The 20,201-nt window shown below is 51.6% G+C and carries 19 protein-coding genes; 13 read left to right on the forward strand and 6 right to left on the reverse strand.

All coding sequences use genetic code 11. From position 1 onward, the window contains the following. Window positions 1-3: 3 nt before the first annotated feature. Window positions 4-162, forward strand: a complete 159-nt coding sequence (locus CBE73_RS21970; protein WP_157739591.1) for a hypothetical protein — start codon at window positions 4-6, stop codon at window positions 160-162. A 62-nt stretch (window positions 163-224) separates the two neighbouring features. On the opposite strand, the gene CBE73_RS15375 is transcribed toward CBE73_RS21970, so the two are convergent. After that, the gene (locus CBE73_RS15375; protein ID WP_094094962.1) at window positions 225-608 is read right to left on the reverse strand and encodes a VOC family protein; all 384 of its coding nucleotides are present in this window, start codon (window positions 606-608) and stop codon (window positions 225-227) included. Between the two features lie 240 nt (window positions 609-848). Next, window positions 849-1,853, reverse strand: coding sequence for an asparaginase (locus CBE73_RS15380; protein ID WP_094094963.1), 1,005 nt, complete (start codon window positions 1,851-1,853; stop codon window positions 849-851). Between the two features lie 343 nt (window positions 1,854-2,196). On the opposite strand from CBE73_RS15380, the gene CBE73_RS15385 reads away from it, so the two are divergent. Further along, window positions 2,197-2,751, forward strand: coding sequence for an S-layer homology domain-containing protein (locus CBE73_RS15385; RefSeq protein WP_094094964.1), 555 nt, complete (start codon window positions 2,197-2,199; stop codon window positions 2,749-2,751). A gap of 124 nt (window positions 2,752-2,875) precedes the next feature. On the opposite strand, the gene CBE73_RS15390 is transcribed toward CBE73_RS15385, so the two are convergent. Continuing rightward, window positions 2,876-4,663 (reverse strand): glycosyltransferase 87 family protein, encoded by a 1,788-nt coding sequence (locus CBE73_RS15390; protein WP_094094965.1) that lies wholly within the window; start codon window positions 4,661-4,663, stop codon window positions 2,876-2,878. Window positions 4,664-4,991: 328 nt separating this feature from the next. Here CBE73_RS15390 and CBE73_RS15395 point away from each other — a divergent pair, with 328 nt between their 5' ends. The 10 genes from CBE73_RS15395 to lepB all read left to right on the forward strand — a co-directional run bounded on the left by CBE73_RS15395 (window position 4,992) and on the right by lepB (window position 17,267). After that, a complete protein-coding gene (locus CBE73_RS15395; protein WP_229752599.1) occupies window positions 4,992-6,143 on the forward strand; it encodes a hypothetical protein in 1,152 nt (383 codons plus the stop codon). A gap of 21 nt (window positions 6,144-6,164) precedes the next feature. Beyond that, window positions 6,165-7,760 carry a glycan biosynthesis hexose transferase WsfD gene (gene wsfD, locus CBE73_RS15400; protein ID WP_174704746.1) on the forward strand — a complete coding sequence of 532 codons (1,596 nt, stop codon included), beginning with the start codon at window positions 6,165-6,167 and terminating at the stop codon, window positions 7,758-7,760. Beyond that, complete coding sequence (locus tag CBE73_RS15405) at window positions 7,757-9,583, forward strand: DUF2334 domain-containing protein (protein WP_157739593.1); 1,827 nt, start codon at window positions 7,757-7,759, stop codon at window positions 9,581-9,583. The genes wsfD and CBE73_RS15405 overlap by 4 nt, the downstream gene beginning before the upstream one ends. 39 nt (window positions 9,584-9,622) lie before the next feature. After that, window positions 9,623-10,873 carry a glycosyltransferase family 2 protein gene (locus tag CBE73_RS15410; RefSeq protein WP_094094967.1) on the forward strand — a complete coding sequence of 417 codons (1,251 nt, stop codon included), beginning with the start codon at window positions 9,623-9,625 and terminating at the stop codon, window positions 10,871-10,873. 37 nt (window positions 10,874-10,910) lie between these two features. Next, window positions 10,911-13,031 (forward strand): cellulose biosynthesis cyclic di-GMP-binding regulatory protein BcsB, encoded by a 2,121-nt coding sequence (locus CBE73_RS15415; protein ID WP_094094968.1) that lies wholly within the window; start codon window positions 10,911-10,913, stop codon window positions 13,029-13,031. After that, window positions 13,031-13,888, forward strand: a complete 858-nt coding sequence (locus CBE73_RS15420; RefSeq protein ID WP_094094969.1) for a diguanylate cyclase domain-containing protein — start codon at window positions 13,031-13,033, stop codon at window positions 13,886-13,888. The genes CBE73_RS15415 and CBE73_RS15420 overlap by 1 nt, the downstream gene beginning before the upstream one ends. A gap of 374 nt (window positions 13,889-14,262) precedes the next feature. Next, window positions 14,263-14,766 (forward strand): hypothetical protein, encoded by a 504-nt coding sequence (locus tag CBE73_RS15425; RefSeq protein ID WP_157739595.1) that lies wholly within the window; start codon window positions 14,263-14,265, stop codon window positions 14,764-14,766. 36 nt (window positions 14,767-14,802) lie between these two features. Next, the gene (locus tag CBE73_RS15430) at window positions 14,803-15,576 is read left to right on the forward strand and encodes a hypothetical protein (protein ID WP_094094971.1); all 774 of its coding nucleotides are present in this window, start codon (window positions 14,803-14,805) and stop codon (window positions 15,574-15,576) included. A gap of 112 nt (window positions 15,577-15,688) precedes the next feature. Continuing rightward, window positions 15,689-16,585 (forward strand): hypothetical protein, encoded by an 897-nt coding sequence (locus CBE73_RS15435; protein WP_094094972.1) that lies wholly within the window; start codon window positions 15,689-15,691, stop codon window positions 16,583-16,585. 94 nt (window positions 16,586-16,679) lie between these two features. Next, the gene (gene lepB / locus CBE73_RS15440; RefSeq protein ID WP_094094973.1) at window positions 16,680-17,267 is read left to right on the forward strand and encodes a signal peptidase I; all 588 of its coding nucleotides are present in this window, start codon (window positions 16,680-16,682) and stop codon (window positions 17,265-17,267) included. Between the two features lie 96 nt (window positions 17,268-17,363). Here the strand turns inward: lepB and CBE73_RS15445 are convergent, their stop codons facing one another. The 3 genes from CBE73_RS15445 to hxlA form a co-directional block, all read right to left on the reverse strand. Continuing rightward, window positions 17,364-17,999: a response regulator transcription factor gene (locus CBE73_RS15445; protein ID WP_229752598.1), complete on the reverse strand. Its 636-nt coding sequence runs from the start codon at window positions 17,997-17,999 to the stop codon at window positions 17,364-17,366. Window positions 18,000-18,264: 265 nt separating this feature from the next. Next, window positions 18,265-18,837, reverse strand: coding sequence for a 6-phospho-3-hexuloisomerase (gene hxlB, locus CBE73_RS15450; protein ID WP_094094974.1), 573 nt, complete (start codon window positions 18,835-18,837; stop codon window positions 18,265-18,267). Window positions 18,838-18,839: 2 nt separating this feature from the next. Next, window positions 18,840-19,472 carry a 3-hexulose-6-phosphate synthase gene (gene hxlA / locus CBE73_RS15455; protein WP_094094975.1) on the reverse strand — a complete coding sequence of 211 codons (633 nt, stop codon included), beginning with the start codon at window positions 19,470-19,472 and terminating at the stop codon, window positions 18,840-18,842. Between the two features lie 297 nt (window positions 19,473-19,769). Between hxlA and CBE73_RS15460 the strand changes: the two genes are divergently transcribed. Continuing rightward, window positions 19,770-20,183 carry a winged helix-turn-helix transcriptional regulator gene (locus CBE73_RS15460; protein ID WP_094094976.1) on the forward strand — a complete coding sequence of 138 codons (414 nt, stop codon included), beginning with the start codon at window positions 19,770-19,772 and terminating at the stop codon, window positions 20,181-20,183. Window positions 20,184-20,201 lie beyond the last annotated feature (18 nt).

Raw genomic sequence — 20,201 nt, forward strand, 5'->3', positions numbered from 1 at the left:
GGAATGCCGAATCACCGCAAGAACATAGAGACGGACGGGAATCCGGAAACGGTCTACGAGGATACCCGCGAACATGAGCATCCGATTTTGCCTGCTCCCAAGCAATATACGACCAAACCAAACCGGGAAACGGAAGGACCGGACCGGGTGAAAAGGACCTGAGGTTAAGGGTCAGGAAACAGGTTCCTGACCCTCATTTGTAATTCCCGGTGCCTGACCGGGGCTCACTCCCCTATGTTTTCCTCACTGGTTAACGCATGGAGATTACGGTCGGGATCATAGAAGAAGACCATCCAGGTCCGGACCCCCTGCATCTCGGTAATCACATGGGGTTCGTCCCGGAATTCAACCCCTTTGCGAAGGAATTCTTGGTAAGCGTCGTGTATATTCCCCACACTGAAATAAAGGACGGACCCCGGATGGTCGAACTCCGGCCGTTCCGGCACGCTTAGAATCAGACGGACGCTTCCGCATTCCACAAGCGCCATCGAATCGCTGCTAAACAGCAGCGGCAGACCGAGCACTTCACCATAGAAGGCCAAAGCTTGAGGGATATTGTTGACGGTAACGCTGACTTGGCTGATACCTTGAATAAGAGATGAGGACATAGGCGGCTCCTTCCGGCTTATCGTTTTTTCGTTTTGTTGTCTTTGGCTTATGTTACTTATGCTAGGTTCATCCTAGCATATCCCGGCCTCATCCGTTTATCCAAAATCCCCTGTTTAGGGAATGCAGTTGTCTAATTTGCAGAATACATCCTTCTAAATTCACCGGGCGAATAACCGGTCCGCTGTTTGAACAGCTTGCTGAAGGAGGAGATCCCCTGCAAGCCGGTCTCAAGGGCCGACTTAAAGCGTCCCCGGCTTACTGAATTCCTCGGCATAATTGGTGTCCATGATCTTCGCAACTTCTGCCGGATTCTGTGTTTGGCCAAGCGCCCACATCATTTTGGTGACAAGCGCCTCGGTGGTCATATCGTACCCCGGGATCACGCCCTTCTCCAGCACACGCTGACCCACTTCATAAATCGTTAAGTCCCCGCCCTCGTAAGGGCACTGCGTGGTCACTACAATGGTCATGCCGCCGCGCATCAGTTCCTCGATTTTGTTGATCAGACTGCGTTCCTTGAAGGGAACTCCCCCCAGGCCAAACCCCTCAATCACAATCCCTTTATAACCGAGAGAGCGGATCGCATCAAAGATATGCGGATTGGTCCCCGGGATCAGCCGCAGTAGAAAGACCTCCGAGCAGTAGTTATCGTTGTAAGGATATTGGACAAGCTTCCGCTCGGGCAAATCTTCATTATAAATCAGCTGTCCGTTTACAACCGTGCCGATGTAAGGGTAGTTGATGCTTTCAAAAGCGTTGTAGCTCCGCGTCCGGACTTTGGAGGCCCGGGTTCCGTTGATGATTTTTCCGTTGAAAACGACAAACACGCCGGGACGTTCGCCGCAGGCCGTGATGAAGGAGTCGATGACATTTTTCTTGGAGTCGGAATTCTCGGCCAGAATGGATACCTGCGAACCCGTGAGAACGACGGGTTTGTCGACCGTACCCAGCATAAAGCTGAGCGCGGAGGAAGTGTAGGCCATCGTATCCGTACCGTGGGCAATCACGAAGCCGTCGTATTTCTGAAGTGAGCTGCGAACAAGCCAGGCAATGGCGGCCCAGTCTTCCGGCTGGGTGTTAGTGCTGTCCATGCTCATCAAATCTATAGCTTCAACCTGGCAGATCTGCCGAAGCTCAGGAATCTGCTCTAGAATATGGTCAGCGCTTTGGGTCGGAGTCAATCCGTGCTCCTGATAGGTGGAGGATATGGTTCCGCCCGTATTTATAAATAAAATAGTTTTCATTCTAGCTGTTCTCCCTGTATGAAACAAAATGAGACCCCCTAACGCGTCATAGGGCGTCTGCTGTTTTGTATTTTACTATGAAATGACCGGCGGATAAATGGGTGTTCTCCCCTTATTCTGCAGAGATTTGCCGTTTATAGGCTGGAGCTGGCGGAAGAACGCGGGGACATGGACAAATGAGGAGGGTAGAGGTAAGTGATTAGACTTTCATGGATCCCGCTTTAGGATAAAACTAGTTCTGGACGCTCAAACCGGAAAATGGCTGTCCAGCATTCAGCTTACAGGCCAGCTGGCACCGGGTCAGGAGCCGTCCGATATAAAAGGGCTGCCGGAAGAGCAGGATTTGCAAACGTTGATCCGCTATCAGGTGCTTAAACCAGATGAAGCAGGTCTGCTTCATCCTGAGGCTGAAATCACGGTCGGAGACTGGCTGGATATGATGGCGCATGCCGCGACAACTTATATCAGCAGCTCCAATAATGGAGACGACGGCAAGCCGAAGAGCATTGCCGGCGTAGCACCGGAAGATGTTTATTACGCTTCCGTTCAGTATGCATCTGGCGCAGGCTGGATTGATGCCAAGTCGCAGGTCGCGGTCCACGACAAGCTGACGCGCGATAAGCTGGCTGCTTTGCTAGCCGGCATTCTGCAATACAGCAAATTGACTGCGTACCTGAATGAAAACGGCGAAGCCAACCAATTTGCGGATGCGGCTTCTATCCAGAACAAAGGGGCGGTGACGCTGGCCGTTAAGCTGGGTCTGCTGCAGGGAACCCAGGGAACCGGCGGACGTTTTGAACCCCAGCACATCGTAACCAAAGCAGAGGCGGCACAGATCATAATGAAACTGGTTAAATTGCAGGGGCATACCGATCAGAAAATCGTCCAGTCCTACTAGGGAGCATCCTACTAGAACGAGTCTTACTAGAGAGAATCTAATTTTAGCGACTTTTAATAGGCCGAAGGAACGGCAAACAGCCGTCCCGGATTATGGAGCACAATCTCCATAGCCCGGGGCGGTTTTATTTGTTCGAGGTGCGGTAAGCGAGCTGCCACATGATGACCGCCAGCCAAAGGACCAGCAGCACGTTGATCAGGGAAACGAACATCAGCGAATACGTGTAGGACGGGGTTCCGGTCCGGCCTGTTGCCCCGTAGAGCACGGAGAATGTATTGGCAAAGACGGTAAAGCTGAAGCCGGCGGCTATCCACAGCAGCCGTTTATCCTTGAAATACAGATACGAGCAGAAAGCCAGCGCCACAGCAGGGAATAAATACCGTTCGTGCATACTTGTTGAGAACGTAAATACACCCGCAATCTGGAACAGAGCCGCCAGGAAGGCCGCCTCCCGGCTGCGGATTCGCGAGTAGATCAGCCACGTATAGGCCGTAGTCAGCACGATAAAGATCCAGCCCCAGGTTTGATAGCTGAACAGGACAAACGTCGAGCTGCTGTCCTTGTGATTGGCGCCGATCAGGCTGAAGAAATTGTCCGCATTGAGGGAGGCGTAAGGATATTCCCCAATCGTGCGCTGGAACAGCTTCACGATCCAAAGCGGGTCCTGGCCGGAGGAGAACGGCAGAATAAGCAGCAGGACTACAGCTATCGCAGCCAGTATACCTGCAGCGGCGTGTTTGATGCTGCGCAGGCGTACCCATTCAAAGAACAGCACCGGCGTAAAAATAATCCCCTGCGGCTTCATCATTACCGCCGCGGCAAACAAGGCAGCGGACCAGGTTAACCGGCCCTCTGTAATCAACAGCACGGCCAGGACGATCAGTAGGGTGAAGAAGGAGTCCACCTGTCCCCAAAAGGCCGAATCGACCAATACAGCCGGGCTGGCAGCGTAAAGAGCTGCCAGAATGAAGCTCAATCTGGTTGAGACATGCCGGGATGCCAGGCGATAGATCAGATAGCCGGTGACTACGTCGGCAATCAGAGACGGCAGTTTGATCATCGAGTTAAAGAAGATTCCCATCCCGGGCAGTGAGGCCGCTTTACCGATGAGATAGAGAAAATAAATCAGCAGAGGCGGATAATCCGCCGATCCGTTTACATAGAAACCGGAGAAATCCTGCGCGGCCGAGGTAGCCCAATTGCGGAAATAATTCATGTCCCCGATATAGCCGGTTGTCCAGGGAACAAGGGCAATCCGCAGCAGCAGCGCCGTGCCGAGCATCAGCCAAATCGTACTGCGGCGGCTTAAGGGCTCCCTCAAAGCCGAGCCGCCGCCCAGGGCCAGAAGGCCGGTCCGGGTCTTGTACAGCCGCCGCCAGCCAAACCCTATCAGCACGGCGGCCAGCACCGCATAAACGGCGAGAGCAATCGGTTCGGCAAGCGGAACCGGGGACATCCAGCCGCCGCTCATGCCGCTGAATCTCCCTTCCCCGAATCCGCGTCCACCGCCGCCTGGCTGGAATGCTCCCCCGCCTCTTGGGCTTCCCGCCTGGTCAGGGGCGAATCCGCGTCCGCCGTTGTCTCCGCGGACTCCCTGTCCAACGTCGCCGCCTCCATCCCCGTCTCCTTCTCCGCCTCTATCAGAGGGAGTGCCGAAAAGGCCGGATTCGCCGAACCCATTCTGGCCGATGGGTATACGGTTAAATCCGCCAGGGCTTTGTCCCTTTTGAATTGGCGAACGGCTCGTCCCGCCGCCTGGACCAGACTGCTGCCAGCCAGTTCCACTCAGCTCGCCCTCCGTGTGATGTGTGTATGAATATCCCGTTAAGGATAGAAGGCAGATCACCAGCGACAAGGCGAACATCCATTTTAACGTTGTATGTAATCGTGATGCTTGAAGTGCTTCAGGCAATAGGAACGCCTCATTTCATTTCAGGTAATCATTTCAGGTAATAGTTTGATAGCCATTGTGTCTTACGAATAGCTGCTTGTCTTGTCCAAGCCTTTTGCAGTATAGCGGCTCTTCCTTAAAGACACCTGAAGACCGTTTGAAATCTTTAGGTATCTTTTCGGAAAAGTTTTAAAAAACTGGGTATTAAACAGAAAGAACATCAAGTATAATCAACTTAATGCGACAAGAATCGACATAATCTGTGTTTCTTAGACAAAAGCGTCCGGATGTTTGAAAGAAAGTTAATTTGTTTAGTTGAGACAAGAAAGGGTGAACACGGCTGAAAAAGGTGTTTTTTACGGCAGTACTGATGGTTCTGGTTGTCGTTCTGGTTTCCTGCCGGCGTTCCGAGCCTGTCCATTCTCCGCTTCCTTCGTCTTCGGCAGACAAGGTGGACTTCTCCAATATCTCTGTTTTGCCGGAGCATGCTTATGGGCAGGACAGCGACAGCGGGAGAACCGGTGAGCAGGCGGCCCTTGCCGCCTTCGTTCGCAATAAACTTCAAGGCCCGTACGGAATCTTTACCAATTTGATCGAGACCGGTCAGGATGGTGAATCGGCAGCAGGGCATGAGGTGCTCAGCGAATCAGCGTCTTTGCTCCTGCGCTATGACGTGTTGTCCGGCCAGCCGCAGCGCTTTGATGAGGACTGGCAGACAGCTAAGCAAACGTTCGACATGGATACCGGCTTCAGCTACCGCTACAGTCCCAAACCGGACAAACGTTATCCCGTAAATGCGGCGGTGGACGACCTGCGGATCATCCGCAGCTTGTATGAAGCGGGCAAAGCTTTTGACCGGGAAGATTACACCCGCCTGGCGGACGATTACAGCCGGCGGTTTCTGAAATATAACGTTCAGGACGGTTATATGGTTGATTTTTACGATGACCAGACTGGTGAACGGAACAGCTTCATTACCTTATGCTACATTGACCTCAAAACGCTGGCGCTGATGCCGGACAGTCCGGATCAACAGAAGCTGCTCAGCCAAATGGCCGAAATAGCCTCGGGGGGCTATATTTCCGACGATTTTCCATTTTATCACACCCGCTATGATTATAGAAAAAAAGCCTATCTCACCGAGTCCGTGAACACGGTGGAATCGATGCTGACTATTCTTGCGCTCTCCGAAGTTCACCTGGAGCGCCCGGCCAGCATCGCCTTTATCAAAGAGAAGGTTAAAGCCGGCGAGTTGTACGGCAAATACAGCTTCAAAGGCGATCCGGCCACGGATATCCAGTCCACGGCCCTTTATGCCATAGCGGCGATGATCGGCTCCACGATCGGGGACCGTGAGCTTTATGAGGCCAGCATAGGCCGGATGCAGGCGTATCAAATTCCAGCCGGTCAAGGTTCTCTGGCAGGGGCATTTGCGGATGCGGCCTCAGGTCAGGCCTATTCTTTCGATAATCTGACGGCGCTGCTCGCCTATCAATACTAATCAGCAAAGGGGACATTCATCATGCTTAGCGGGCGCTCTATACCAGGCGGATTTCGCCGGGCGTATTTATGGATGCTGAATACGATATCGCCTGCCGCATTTGGAGCAGCGGGAGTTTTGATGATTACGGTGATTGCCCTGTTTATACCGCCTTATATCGGGATGGCCGATAACGGAGATTTTTTTCGTGTGGCGTACAGCAACGGCATTTATTTTAACGACCCCGATTATGACAGCCAGTATTTCGACTACTTTGTCAAACAATATGGGATCTTTCAGTACTTCAACGAGAACGGGGCTACGATCAATTCCTCTCAATCGCTGTTTATCAAGCTGGCATTGGCGTTTAACAAACTAGTGTTCAGCAGCACGGTGTTTGACCTTCGCTTCCAGGCCGTGATCTTTGTGATTTTGTATACGGCCGCTGTTTATCTGCTGATCGAAGCCTTAACCTGGCGGATTCCGCGGGGCAGAGGATATCTGATTGCGCTGATTGCGCTGTTTATCTTCGGGGATACGGGGTATACCGCGTATTTCAACTCTTTTTACAGTGAATCGATCGTGCTGATCATGGCGGTCTTTCTGTTTGCTTCCTGGCTGCTGATGTACCGAAAAAGATTCAACGATTATGTCCTGCTCTCCATCTTCGTCATCAGCGCGATTCTGCTGACGACCTCCAAGCAGCAAAATGCTCCGGTCGGCATCATTATTGCCCTGATGGGAGTCTCGCTGCTATTCCTGCGGACGAGCCGGATATACCGGCTGCTGACGGGCTGCGCGCTGGTGCTGTTTATGGGGACGGGCATCCTTACCTATACGATGATCTCTAAGGAGTTCGTCAATATCAATGCTTATCACGCGATGACGCGAGGGGTGCTGATGCAGTCGGTTGATCCCGAGGAGACGCTGCAGTCCTTCGGCATCGATGAGCAGTATGCGCTGCTTAAGGACAGTATTTATTACGAGCCTTATTCGACTATTGACGTCAATTCGCCGATGCTGGAACGGGAATTTTACAGTAAATACGGCTTTGTCTCCATCTTGAAATATTATGTCCTTCATCCGGGACGTCTGTGGGCGATCCTGGACGTAGCCGCTAAAGGCGCGTTTACGATCCGGCCGGAGGCGATGGGCAACTTCGAGCAATCGGCGGGGGCAGCGCCCGGAGCGCATACCCATTTCTTCTCGTTATACAGTTTCCTGAAGGAGAAGGCGATGCCCAAGACTTTTGGATTTATTGTCCTCTGGGGGATAGCGGTGATCGGGCTGTACCTGTCCGCTTTCGTCAAAGCGCTGAAAGAACGGGATTTCCGGCATGGCCAGAAGCTGATTCTGGTAGCTGCCGCCCTGATCATGGGTTTGTCCGGTATTTTTGTTTCTATTATAGGGGCGGGAGATGCCGATTTGGCGAAGCATGAATTCCTGTTTACGTTATCCTTTGATCTGATCCTGCTCATACTTGTTTCGGATATTATCGGCCGCAGTCTGTTCAGCCATCTCGAACCGGCCGTTACGGAGGCGGAAAGTGAACCGGAAAGTGAACCGGAAACGGAAGCCCCTTCAGTAGTTCGCGCAGCATCTAATTCCGCTGCCGCAGAACAGGAGGCAGCGCTGTGAAGATGAGAGTGTTAAGCCTGCGCCACCAGATGTCAGGACTGTTTCTGCCCCTGCTTTCAGGACTGCTGCTGCCAGGATTGCTGCTGTCGGGAATGCTTTTGCCGCTGCTGTTTGCGTTTGACCTTTGGCCAGCGATTCCGGCCCAGGCTCAGTCACAGGCCCAAGCACAGGTTCAAGTCCAAGCTCAAGCACGGGTTCAAGTTCAAGCACAGGCTCAGTCGGTGGACGTTCCGGTTGAGTCGCAAGCGGCAGCTGCCGTACGGGCTCCAGCGACGATTTCTTCCTCCATGGATTCGAAAAATTCAGCCTCATTCTCAGATACAGCTTCATCTTCAGGTTCAACTTCATCCCCGTCCGTTCTGCTTGTTTATGACAGTCTCGGGACAGGGACTCCGCAGCAGGGCAGTATTGCTGCTTTGGAGCGGCTTGCCGCTGCTTACGGGGCGGAGGTCGAAGAGGTCAGTCTGGATGATTATGAAGCGGGCAAGCTCCGCAGCTTCGGCAAAGTGATCCGGGTCGTGAATCTGGCGGCGGAACCTGCCGGATCGGAACATAAGGAGAAGGAGAAGGGGCCATCCGATTTCCTTAACGATTTGCAGGGCTATACCGGAGACTTCCTCCAGATAGGGGGACAGCTTCCGGAGCCTGAACGAAGCAAGCTGGGGATAAGCACAAGCGTGATCCGTCAGGAACCGGTGCTTTTAACGACAGACGAGGGTCTCCATACGGAGTTTAACGTCCAACAAATGACTTATATCACTGCAGGTAAGGGAGAGGTTTACGGCAGGCTTACGCTGCAGAGTGCCCAGGGAACCTTCCCTTACAGCCTGCAGTCCGGCGGTACTGCCTATGTGCCTTATTTTGAAACTGGCGGCGGCAGCGAGCTGGTCATGGCCGGAGTGATGAAACGGTGGTTCCATGAGGAGGGGCCGGGCCGGGCTTATTTGCTTGTGAAAGAAATATATCCGTTCTCCAATCTAAGTCTCCTGAAGGCTATGGCGGACCAGTTATATGAAGCCGGAATCCCTTACATCGCGAGTGTCCGTCCGGTGTTCAGCCATACGGAGTATCCGGCGATGCAGCGTTATCTGGAGACGATCAAATATATGCAGGCCCGGGGAGGCAGCATTCTCGTGAATGTCCCCGTGGTGATGGATGGCGTTCAGGCCCAAAAGGACGAGCTCCAAAGCGAGATGGAAGGATTCATTGACCTGCTGGTCAAATCCGGCATTGCTCCGCTTGGAGCGGGGGCAGAGCAGTATTGGTCCCATGACGGGGAATATACCGTGAAAGGGCTGAGCTTTTTCGATTCGGCGGTATTGTTCCCGGATGCGAAAGTGATCCCCAAGGAGCCGCTCCCGGTGCAGCGTTCCTTCAGATCGGCTTTGTTCAGCGTCACGATGGCGGACCTGCGGCAAAGTTACGGCGATAACCCTGTGCAGGAGCTGCCGGTTAATACGGCGGTTACTTATGATTTCCCCGATCAGGCTGAAGGGCTTCAAGCGATAGTGGAGGAGCTCAAGGCAGCGTGGATCAGTTTCGCGGATTATAAGCAGCTGAGCCATGAGGTGAAGACGCAGAGTAGTACCGTGCAATCCCGGCAGGGTGCCGTGGTGCTGAACGGGGAGCCGCTGAACCTGAACTACAACGGAAGCCAGGTCAGTCAGGATTATCAATATGTACAGCAGACGGAGACGAGCTTCCGCAGGCTGTTCCAGGTGCAAAACACCTTGTTCATGGTTATCATCGCTTTCTCGCTGATCGTCTTTGGCGGTTTGCTGCTGATCGGCCGCCGTTTGTACAGACGGAAATTTCTAAAATAAGCTTCTGAGCCCCGCAGCCAACAGATAGGAGAATGTGCCATGGTATGGTCCAATTATTTAATGCTCATTGCCGTGATTTGCATTTGGTCCTTGCTTCTCGTGAACGTCATGCTGATCATTGCGGGTTATATCTATTATATGAGGACGGAGAAGGAAGAGATTCCGCCGCTTAAAGGGGAGTATCCGTTTGTTTCGATCATGGTTCCGGCTCATAACGAAGGCCGGGTGATTGGCAAAACGGTAGAGTCGCTGCTTGCGCTCGATTATCCCCATGACCGCTATGAAATCATCGTGATCAACGACAATTCGTCCGATAACAGCGCGGAGCTGCTGTCCGGTATTCAGCAGAAGTATGCGGGTCGCAACCTGATTGTCATCAACACCGATAAAGTAACGGGCGGAAAAGGCAAGTCGAACGCGCTTAACATCGGTTTCGCGCAAAGCCAAGGCGAGCTGATCGCCATCTATGATGCGGATAATACGCCGGAGAAGACGGCGCTGCGTTATTTGGTAGCCGAAATCGTCAATGATGCTTCCCTTGGCGCGGTCATCGGCAAATTCAGGACCCGCAACCGGGACGTCAATCTGCTTACCCGCTTCATCAATGTCGAGACCTTATCCTTTCAGTGGATGGCGCAGGCGGGAAGATGGCAGCTGTTCAAGCTGTGCACGATTCCGGGCACGAACTTCATCATGCGCCGCCACATTGTGGAGAGTATAGGGGGATGGGATGTCAAAGCGATTGCCGAAGACACGGAGATCAGCTTCCGGATTTATATGATGGGCTACCGGATCAAGTTTCAGCCCAAGGCGGTTACCTGGGAGCAGGAGCCTCAATCGCTGAAGGTCTGGTTTAAACAGCGGACAAGGTGGGCGAAGGGCAATGTTTATGTTATCGTCAAGAATCTGCCGCTGCTCTTCAACCGGTCTGCACGAACGGTACGCTTTGATATTTTGTATTTCCTTTCGATTTATTTCCTGCTCGTCACTTCGCTGCTGACGTCGGACATTCTGCTGGTCCTGAACACGATCGGTTATGTGCATACCACGCTAGCCAGTCTCAGCACCTTCCTGTGGCTGCTGGCGATCCTGCTATTTGTCGTAGGTACCTATGTTACTTTGACTACGGAAAAAGGAGAAATGTCCTTCTCCAACGTAGGCGTCATTATGCTCATGTACATTACCTATTGTCAGCTTTGGATGCTGGTTGCGGCGAACGGGCTGTACAACTACTTCAAGGATCTGATCTTCAAGAGAGAGGTCAAATGGTATAAAACGGAGCGGTTTTAGCCGGTAGAAATTACTACAAAGATTAGGAGCATTTTTCATGAATAAAAAATGGCCCGCCCTGCTGCTCTTCCTGTTGGTGATCAGTTTAGGTTATCCGTTCGGCAATGCCGCTTCTGCGGCCGCCGCCGGGAGCGAGCTTACCTATGTCACCAGCTTTGGAGCCGATGCTTCTCTTTCCGGAGAGAAGGTGTCCAAACAGATTTATTTTTCGATTCCGGATTACTGGAAGGTTCAGAAGACAACCGTCAAGCTGGATTACCGGGTTTCGCAAATCCTCGAGAACCAGAGATCCAGCGTTACGCTGTCTGTCAATGGCACCTCGTTTTATTCGTTTCGTCCTGCGGCGGGAGAAGGGGAACAGCAGCTGAACGTTCAAGTCCCGTCCAACCTGCTCAAGGAAGATTCCAACGTCCTTGAAGTCACGGGATACCTGCGTGAGGAAACGCAAAATGATGTCTGTACCACGGAACCTTCGCCAGATCAGTGGCTGAATATTTATGGCACCTCAAGCGTTGCCGTTACTCACACCAACAAGGAAATGACCGCGGAGATCCGGGAGTTCAACAAACGTTTCACCGCTATTGATAATGCGAGCGGCGGCAGAAGCGCCGTTGCTGTGCCTGAGGGAGCCGATCCGGCTGAGCTGGAGGCTGCATCCTATGCGTTGTCCGGGTATGCCGGCGGCAGTGACCTGGGCAGCGGAGCGCTCCCGTTAATCCCTTATACGTCCGATCAACTGCAGGGAAAGTTTCTGGTGCTTCTGGTATCCACGTATGAGCATTTGCCAGCCGATATCAAGGCGAAGATTGGGAGCAGCCAGCTGTCCAACTCCGCTGTTATCCAGCTGATCCACCCGGATCATCAGCCTACACTGGTGGTTACGTCTGCCAACAAGGAGCTGCTTGTGAAAGCGGGCCGTATGGCGGCGAATCTGTCTTTGATGAGCCAATTGGATACGGATAAAATCGTTGTGGATGCCGATACCGCTGTAGATACTCCCCCCGTCGACATTAACCGGATTGTTCCGCTGACGGATTCGGGGGATCAGCTGACAGGTTCGGGGCATCAGGAGCAGACCTACTATATCTCCATGCCTGCCAACCGGTCGATTGCCGGTGCAGGTAAAGTCAGCGTCAGCTTCCGTTATGCTGAAAATCTTGATTTTGAACGCTCCCTGATGACGGTCCTCGTGAACGGCAAGCCGATCGGCAGTAAAAAGCTGTCCGAAGAGTTAGCGGGCGGTGACAAGGCCGTGTTCCCGATTCCATCTAACATTGATGTCGCGGGTAATTTTTCACTTACGGTAGCTTTCGATCTGGAGCTTGAGAATGCTTATTGTTCCGGCTCGGGGGGGCAGATGCCCTGGGCGTTTATCACGAAGGATTCCGCCCTGCAGCTAAGCAGCAAGGACCGTACCGAAATGCTGTTTAATAACTACCCCTACCCGTTCCTGCGGGATGGCAGCTTTAATCATGTAGCCGTAGTTCTGCCGGAGAAGGCGGATGCGGCCACCTACAGCACGATTGGCAACCTGTTCAGTCTGCTCGGTAAATACGCTGAGGGGAATAACGGGGGGATCGAGTTCTTCAATGATAATGCAGACAAGAATCAGCTCAAGAACAGCAATCTCATCGTGATCGGAACTTATCGGGATAACAAGCTCATTCAGCTTTATAACAAGAATTTGTATTTCAAGTTCAACGATGAAGGAACAGCTATAGCATCCAATGAAAAAATCCGCATTACCGAAACCTACGGCAAACGGATCGGTGTGATTCAGCTCGTTCCGTCTCCATGGAACGACGCTAACGGGATGATGGTCTTAACCGGCGCAAGTTCTGCTTATTATGAGCTGGCCTCCCGGCTGGCTGCCAATGAAGCCAATAAATACAAGCTGTATGGCGATGGGGTGCTGACGGATAAGGACGGCAACGTTCAGGCCTTCCGTTTTAAGAAAGAAGCCGGCGGTTCGGATGAATCGCTGGTCAAGGACATTTTACAGCGCAGTGACGTTGTTGGCTTTATGGCGGCCGTTGTCACTGTGGCTTGTCTGGTCATCGTGTCGCTGATCCTGCTGATCCGCAAGCACAGCCGCCGGCAGAAGAACCGTCAGCGCTCCCGCCAGCAGACCCGGTCGAAGAGAAGAGGTGGCAAATAATGCGGCGTACCCGTAACCATAGCCTGGTCTCCGATCTGGCGTTCCTTTCGTTTATCGTACTGTGCAATATTTGCCTGATCTTTACGGCGGGAGACCCCAGTCAGTATTTGAGCGACCTGATCCTGATGAATCTCTGCTTCTTCCTGGCGATTGTGACGTATTTTACGAACGTAACCGCTGGTTTGGTGCTGAACGTGGTGTTTATTTTCGCCTATGGCATTTATATCACGATTCAAACGGTTTCCCTTTCCCAGACGATTGGCCTGAGTACGTATTTCTGGATGATCATGGCCCCGGTCCTTACGATAGTAGTATGGCTGTTCACTTCCTCAGCACGCGAGCTGCAGGAGGAGAACGAGCTGCTGAAGCGGCAGCAGGAACGGCTGGTAACCGTGGATGAAACCACCGACCTGAAGAATTCGCTATCCTTTAACAAGGATACGGCGGTGTTTGCCGGCTTGTCGACCCGCTATCAGATCCCGTTGTCTCTGCTCGTCATCAAAGTGAAATACTGGAGTGAAATCCGCCGTTTTATTCCGGAAGAACAGCTGACAGAAGCGATTTATAACGTTTCCCAGATCAGCCAGTCCAGTATTCGGACCAATGACGCTCTTTATCTGCTGGATAAAGAGGATGTGACCTGGGGGCTGCTGCTGTTTACCGATCTGGAAGGCACCCAGATTGTAGTAGAGCGGATCAAACAGCGGCTGCGGGAGTTCAACGAGCAGCAGTTTGCAGGCAAATATAAAGTAGAATTGAATCTCCGGATTGGGGCCGCCGAATATCACCCCGACACGGTCCGCTCACCGCTAGAGTTTATTGCAAGAGCGAAGAATCAGCTGGAATACGATGTATGATCTAACCCAGGTATAACATCAGGTAGTAGAACCTGCAGCAAACGCCGACATGCCCGTCGGCGTTTGTTTTTTTTTATTCAGATAATCCAGTTCAGCTTGGGCGGGGATAAGGTACATAAGGATAAGGGTTTGGTACTTATGGATAAGCAGATGGTACCTATAGATCTCTAATTTGCCCTCTTCAGCCGTAGAGGATTTCCTTGAGGGCTAACTTATTTCGCCTAAGGGGTGGACCTAAAAGTGGAACTGCGGGGTTCCATAAGAAGTAAACCGAAGGGGGAAGTGCCATCCGGGTTCTGCGGGCTATACTGAGTACACAAGCAAGGCACCACTCACTGCAAAGGACAATCTGGACCAGAGAGGAGTCAGGCAAATTGATGTTGAGGAAGCTGCAGATCTTAAGCGCGGCGGGATTGCTCACCGTGGTAATGACAGCTGGAATCGCTTATGCAGCCCCACAAGCTGGCGATTCGCTGCAGAGCTGGTACCAGAAGAGCTATAAGCAGGCCGTTCAGCGTATAGAATTGAACCTGGTGAAGTCGGTCCCGCTCAAACTCGGTAAAACGGTCTTTAAAGCCGTTAATGCGGAGGGGGAATCGGGAACATCGCAAATTCGCGACTGGCAGCGTCAATCGCTGAGCACGTTAAACAGCGAGATTGATCAGCGGACAGAGGCTTACAGCCGTGAAATCAACGAAGCGAAAAGCGATCTGCTTGGAAGCCACGGTCAAGGCGGCAGCATCAGACAACAATTTGCCGATCATACGGATCAAGCGAAACAGCATGCTGACGAGCAGCTGGAGCTTGCAGCCGGAAATCTACTGGATGGTCTGTTAAACCCGCAGGGGACGGCTGGGATTTTGCCAGATGAACATTAATCCAACCAAATTATAATGAAGAGGAGAAGATGACAAATGGTATTGAAATCTTTGAAAAGCAAAATTGCAGTAGGTGTAATCGGGGTTAGTTTGGTAGCAGGTATGAGTACTGTATTTGCGGGTGTTGATGCGGGGGCTCAATTCAGCAGCTGGTATCATGGTCTGTTCGTGAGCACATCAGGTCAGGTGCAAGCTGGAATTACTGCCGATTACGCTAAAAAAGTCGGTCAATATACAGGAGAATACAATAGCTTGAAAACCAGCTCCAAGCAAGAGATCAAGAATGAAGTAGGTACCAAAACAACTTCTGCAGAAACTGCGATCAATGATTATAAAGATGCTTATGTCGGACAAATCAACACGGCAAAAGATAACATTAACGTTGCCGGTGATTTCAATACATTCGCTGAAACAGTAAACCACGGTGTAGACATCACGGCAGGCCAATTGTCTAAGGCTGCTCAAAACGATTTGAAGAATACGTTGAATGCACAAGGCAAACAAAGCGTTACGGATGTCAACAAACAAGTTACTCAGAAAAAAGATTCTGCAACAGCAGATTTGACGGCTAAGATTAATGCAGCTAAGGACGACATTCAGGAATTGGTAAATGAACAATCGGCTGTAGCTGACCAAGCGATCCGCGCTCATATCGACGCTCAAATTGCAGCGCTTGAAAAAACGATCTCCGACTACGCTGCTCAATTGGTTAAAGAGAATAAGGATGATATTGACGCTGAAGGTGATAAAGTACAGGATGCAGCAATCGCCGAACTGGACGCTATCGCTGGTTCTATTAATAAGAAATAATGAACCAATCCGGGGCATTCCTGAGGAAGCCCCGGATTTACCCCATTAACCTATTTTGTTTTATCTTACCTATCTGCCCATCAACGTTATCTTAAAGGAGGGCCTTGCCAAAATGAAAAGATCACGCAAAACGGTCCTGTCAGGTCGCAAACAAACCAAACAACGGATTTTGATCGGAATTGTTTCTCTAAGCGCTTTGATTGCCGTAACCACAAGTTTGTCTTTTGCCGATGTGGATTTGAAGGGCAAAGTCAAGGCTTGGGCCGATCAGACGGCAGACAGCGCGATTTCGGATCTGGATCTGGCGATTCATTCCGAAACTGAAGAGCAGAAAGCTCGCTTGGAGGAAGAATTGCGACAAAAATTGGATGAACAGGCTGATGAACTCCAAACCTATACGGAGGAACAGAAGGAGCAGCGTATTCAGCAAATCCAAGACTACGTGGATCAACTGATTGCAAATGCAAACTATTCCAGCGCTGATGACCAAGCGCAAATGGCTGCCAAACTGCAAACGATTGTGGACAGCGCCATTGAGGCTATCAATAATTTGGACTCGAGTTATGTGCCGCCGCAGCTGAGTTATGAACCGCCGGCCTCGCCTGTGCCTACAGCGACGCCGGAACCGTCTGCAGATCCGGAAGCATCTGCCAATCCGGAGCCATCTGAAACGCCGCAGCCGACAGAGGAACCTCAAGGTGAAGATTCCCAGCCGGTGCCATCGGAACAGCCGAATCCTTCTTCCTCTCCTGATCTGGCTGCGACTCCAACGCCGGTACCATCGGAACAGGGCGAACCGTCTGCTTCCCCCGAACCGACCCCAACACCGTCTCCGGTGACGGAGTCATCTGGTCCGGCAGAACCTTCAGCATCTCTTGAACCGGCGCGAACACCGGAACCAGCCTCTACACCGGTGGCTGCCCCTACACCGAACCCGACACAGGCCCCATCGGGCCTGGTAAACCCGTCCGGATCTCCAGCTCCGGACTCAAATCCAGTCCAGGCATAGGGCAATTCAGCGCCTGGACAATATGAACCAGCCAGCCGCTAAAATTTCTGGCCGGGGGTTTCTTTTTTATTAACCGACAAGAAGGGAGATACACATGGACAAGGGAGCAGCTGGCATTGCCGGAACCATCACGGGACCCGAGCAGGCCCGGACAAGTAAAAAATCGGAGGTATGGGGCTGGGTAAGATTTATTATCTACCTGGGAATTGCCTATTTCCTCATCACACACATCATCGGGTTGAGCCGGGTATCGGGGCACTCCATGCAGCCCTCCCTTAACAACAGTGATATTTTATTAATCAACAGATTGTCCGTTTATACGGGGAGCCCCCATTATGGGGATGTTGTTGTGGTCAAGAGCCATAAATTGTCTTATGAATTAATCAAAAGGGTTATCGGCGTTGAAGGGGACCGGGTCGCCATTCAGGACGGCGTTGTTTACAAGAACGGTCAGCCGCTTCCGGAGCTTTACACCGCAGGTGTGCCTGATGACATGCCAGAGGTGCTGGTCGGTGAGAACGAAGTATTCGTAATGGGGGATAACCGGACACCAGGGGAAAGCCTGGACAGCAGAAGCAGTGAGCTGGGGCTTATAGAGAAGAAAGAAATCAAGGGTTATGCGCTAATGAAGCTGATTCCCTGGTCGGCGATAGCCAAACCGCTTAAACATATGTCGGAATAACCCGGGCAATGGAAAAAAGGTCAGATCGGCAAGCCGACTGACCTTTTTGTGTACATTTCATTCCGGATTACAGGGCAGAGCTTGCTCTTGCCTCGTTTAAACGAGGATGTTCTCCCGAAGTCCTTTATTGTGATAATATAAAGCCGCTTTGGTACGGTCAGGCAAGTCCAGCTTGGCTAAGATCTGACTGACGTGCTTCTTTACGGTGTAATCGGTAATAAAGAGGCGTGAGGCGATCTCCTTGTTGGATAACCCTTCGCTCAGCATCTGCAGCACCTCGGTCTCTTTAGGGGTCAGATGACTGTCGTTCTTCTGGAACCCTTCCAGGAGCTTGGCCTCCACAAGTTCATAATCATAATATTTACGCCCGCGACCCACCATTCCGACAGCAAACAGCAGTTCTTCAGGCTGAGCTTCCTTAGGAATTATACCTTCTACGCCAAGCATAATAGCCTGCTGGATCTCGGAAGGCTTCATGCTTGAAGTCAGATAAATAAAACGGCAGTCGGCACCTTCATATTTCAGCTTGTCTATGACATCAAGTCCGCTTTGCTGATTAATCCGGTTGTTCATAATGCAGATATGAGGATCCAATCTCTTAATCAGTTCAAGAGCCTCTTTGCGGTCTGCGGCTTCACCACATACTTCAATGTTCGGTTCTCCTTCCAGAATCGAGGTGATGCCTCTTCTAACTAGCTGATAAGGATCGACGACAATAACCTGTATGGGCATGATCAGGGCGAAACTCCTTTCCTATTACAAAAGTCTGTTGGAATCATCAAGTAACAATACGGTCCTATGAAAAAAGAACTATATAGAGTATAACTCGATCTTCCAATTTCCTTCAATAATAGAAGTTGTCGTCTTATGTAGAATAGCTGTTGTTCTTCGTAAAAAAATAGCCGGCACCTCCCATTGTGGATCAAACCGGTGCAAAAAACGCCAATGCTGTCAGCATCGGCGTTGAATTTAGGGATTACGATCGGCATGAACAGCTTTATTCCAGATTAGCATGGTTGCCATACATACGAGTGCCTTCCAGACCTTTCTGCTCCATAATTCTCAAGATGACGGCGTCATAGAAGACCAGCAGCGTCTGCTCAAACAAAGAACCCATCGGCTGAACCGTCCGGGTTTCGGACATCTGATCCTGCCGGCTCCGGTCTTTAACGGCACCGGGAAGTTTAACGGCCAGGTCGCAGATTGAACCAAGGGAAGACGCCGGATTAATCGTAACAACTGCCACGGAAGCTTTAGCCGTTTTCGCTTTGTTCGCCATCTGGACCAGGCTGGCGGTTTCGCCGGAACCTGAACCGATAACGAGCAGATCCCGTTCCGTAATTCCCGGCGTGATCGTTTCGCCTACCACATAAGCGGGGATCCCCGCATGCATCAGGCGCATGGCGAAGGCCCGGCCCATCAGTCCTGAGCGGCCCGCTCCGGCCAGGAAAACCTGCTCCGCGCCCAGCACCTTATCGGCCAGCTCTGCAATGGCGCTGTCAGCAATCAGCTGTGCGGATTGCTCCAGTTCGCTGGCGATCAGCCGGGCCAATTGAGAAGAGGCGCTCATGGTTACGCCTGCTTCACGAGCTTTTGAATTTCCGCTGCAGCTGCTTTACGGTCATCCGCGCCGGTGATGCCGCCGCCCACGATCACCAGATCCGGTCCAGCGCTGACGACCTCAGCAATGGTATCCAGCTTGATGCCGCCGGCGATAGCTGTTTTGGCTTGTTTAACCACGCTTTTGATTGTGCGCAGGTCTTCAAACGAGTTCATGCCTGCAGCCTGGTGGTCATAACCGGAATGTACACAGATGTAGTCGACGCCAAGTGCGTCTACTTCTTTGGCGCGTTCGGCCAGGTTTTTCACATTGATCATGTCTACGAGAATACGTGCGCCTTGTTTTTTCGCTTCCGCTACTGCGCCGCTGATGGTCAAATCGTCGGATACGCCGAGGATCGTAACGATGCCCGCTCCGGCTTCGGCCGCTTTCATAACCTCGTATCCGCCTGCATCCATTACCTTAAGGTCAGCCAGAACCGTCAAGTTAGGGAAAGCTTCTTTAACCGCCTTAACGGCGTGCAGACCTTCATTAATAATAACGGGAGTCCCGATTTCCACGATATCGATATATTCCGCTACCTCGGCTACAACTTCCTTCGCGCCTGTAATATCCACTAAATCGAGTGCCAATTGAAGTTCCATTTTATACATTCGCTCCTTTAATTCATGAGTAGATCCTAGCCGCCGTTATCGTTCCCAAAGTATAAAACCTGCATGCGGCCGGATAGGGTTATTATTATCGATCAGAATCTTTTTCGAAAGTAGGCACTTTGCCGTCAGGTAGGCACCTCCAGGTGACTAATGGCGGTTTTTAAGGCAGGTAGAAGCGCTTTTGTTATTCACTGAATCCCAGTATTGGCGCATTAGTTTCCTTTCGTATGCTAGGTGCTGGATTGAAACTAACTGAAAATGATATACTAAGAACAGGAGGTGTCGAATTTGGCGAATGAGCTGAAAGAACGGATCAATCTCAAGGAAATCAACTGCGAGAAAGAACTGACGCTTGCCGTTATAGGCGGGAAGTGGAAATTGATCATATTATGGCATCTTGGTCTTGAAGGCACCAAACGGTTCGGTGAACTGAAGAAGCTGATCCCTAACATTACGCAAAAAATGCTGACCAACCAGCTTCGTGAGCTGGAGGAAGACAAACTGATCAGCCGCAGGGTGTATCCGGAGGTGCCGCCTCGCGTGGAATACTCCATGACCGAATACGGCATCAGCCTTATGCCGGTGCTCAAGTCGATGTACGAATGGGGCAAACACTACGGTGAAGCCGTAGTCTGGAATGAATGTCCGGAGAAGGAAGCTGACAAGCAATCCGCAGAGCCTGCGCTCGCTGTTAGCGAATAATTGCGGGCGGCGGCTCGG

The organism is Paenibacillus physcomitrellae, assembly GCF_002240225.1.
In the GTDB taxonomy this organism is placed as follows: Bacteria; Bacillota; Bacilli; order Paenibacillales; family Paenibacillaceae; genus Fontibacillus; species Fontibacillus physcomitrellae.

Bases quoted from the DNA above. Each gene is read 5' to 3' on its own strand.
- CBE73_RS15445 (WP_229752598.1), bottom strand. From the start codon at position 17,999: ATGCCCATACAGGTTATTGTCGTCGATCCTTATCAGCTAGTTAGAAGA.
- CBE73_RS15435 (WP_094094972.1), top strand. From the start codon at position 15,689: ATGAAAAGATCACGCAAAACGGTCCTGTCAGGTCGCAAACAAACCAAA.
- CBE73_RS15375 (WP_094094962.1), bottom strand. From the start codon at position 608: ATGTCCTCATCTCTTATTCAAGGTATCAGCCAAGTCAGCGTTACCGTC.
- CBE73_RS15380 (WP_094094963.1), bottom strand. From the start codon at position 1,853: ATGAAAACTATTTTATTTATAAATACGGGCGGAACCATATCCTCCACC.
- lepB (WP_094094973.1), top strand. From the start codon at position 16,680: ATGGACAAGGGAGCAGCTGGCATTGCCGGAACCATCACGGGACCCGAG.
- hxlA (WP_094094975.1), bottom strand. From the start codon at position 19,472: ATGGAACTTCAATTGGCACTCGATTTAGTGGATATTACAGGCGCGAAG.
- wsfD (WP_174704746.1), top strand. From the start codon at position 6,165: ATGCTTAGCGGGCGCTCTATACCAGGCGGATTTCGCCGGGCGTATTTA.
- hxlB (WP_094094974.1), bottom strand. From the start codon at position 18,837: ATGAGCGCCTCTTCTCAATTGGCCCGGCTGATCGCCAGCGAACTGGAG.
- CBE73_RS15410 (WP_094094967.1), top strand. From the start codon at position 9,623: ATGGTATGGTCCAATTATTTAATGCTCATTGCCGTGATTTGCATTTGG.
- CBE73_RS15415 (WP_094094968.1), top strand. From the start codon at position 10,911: ATGAATAAAAAATGGCCCGCCCTGCTGCTCTTCCTGTTGGTGATCAGT.
- CBE73_RS21970 (WP_157739591.1), top strand. From the start codon at position 4: ATGCCGAATCACCGCAAGAACATAGAGACGGACGGGAATCCGGAAACG.
- CBE73_RS15430 (WP_094094971.1), top strand. From the start codon at position 14,803: ATGGTATTGAAATCTTTGAAAAGCAAAATTGCAGTAGGTGTAATCGGG.
- CBE73_RS15420 (WP_094094969.1), top strand. From the start codon at position 13,031: ATGCGGCGTACCCGTAACCATAGCCTGGTCTCCGATCTGGCGTTCCTT.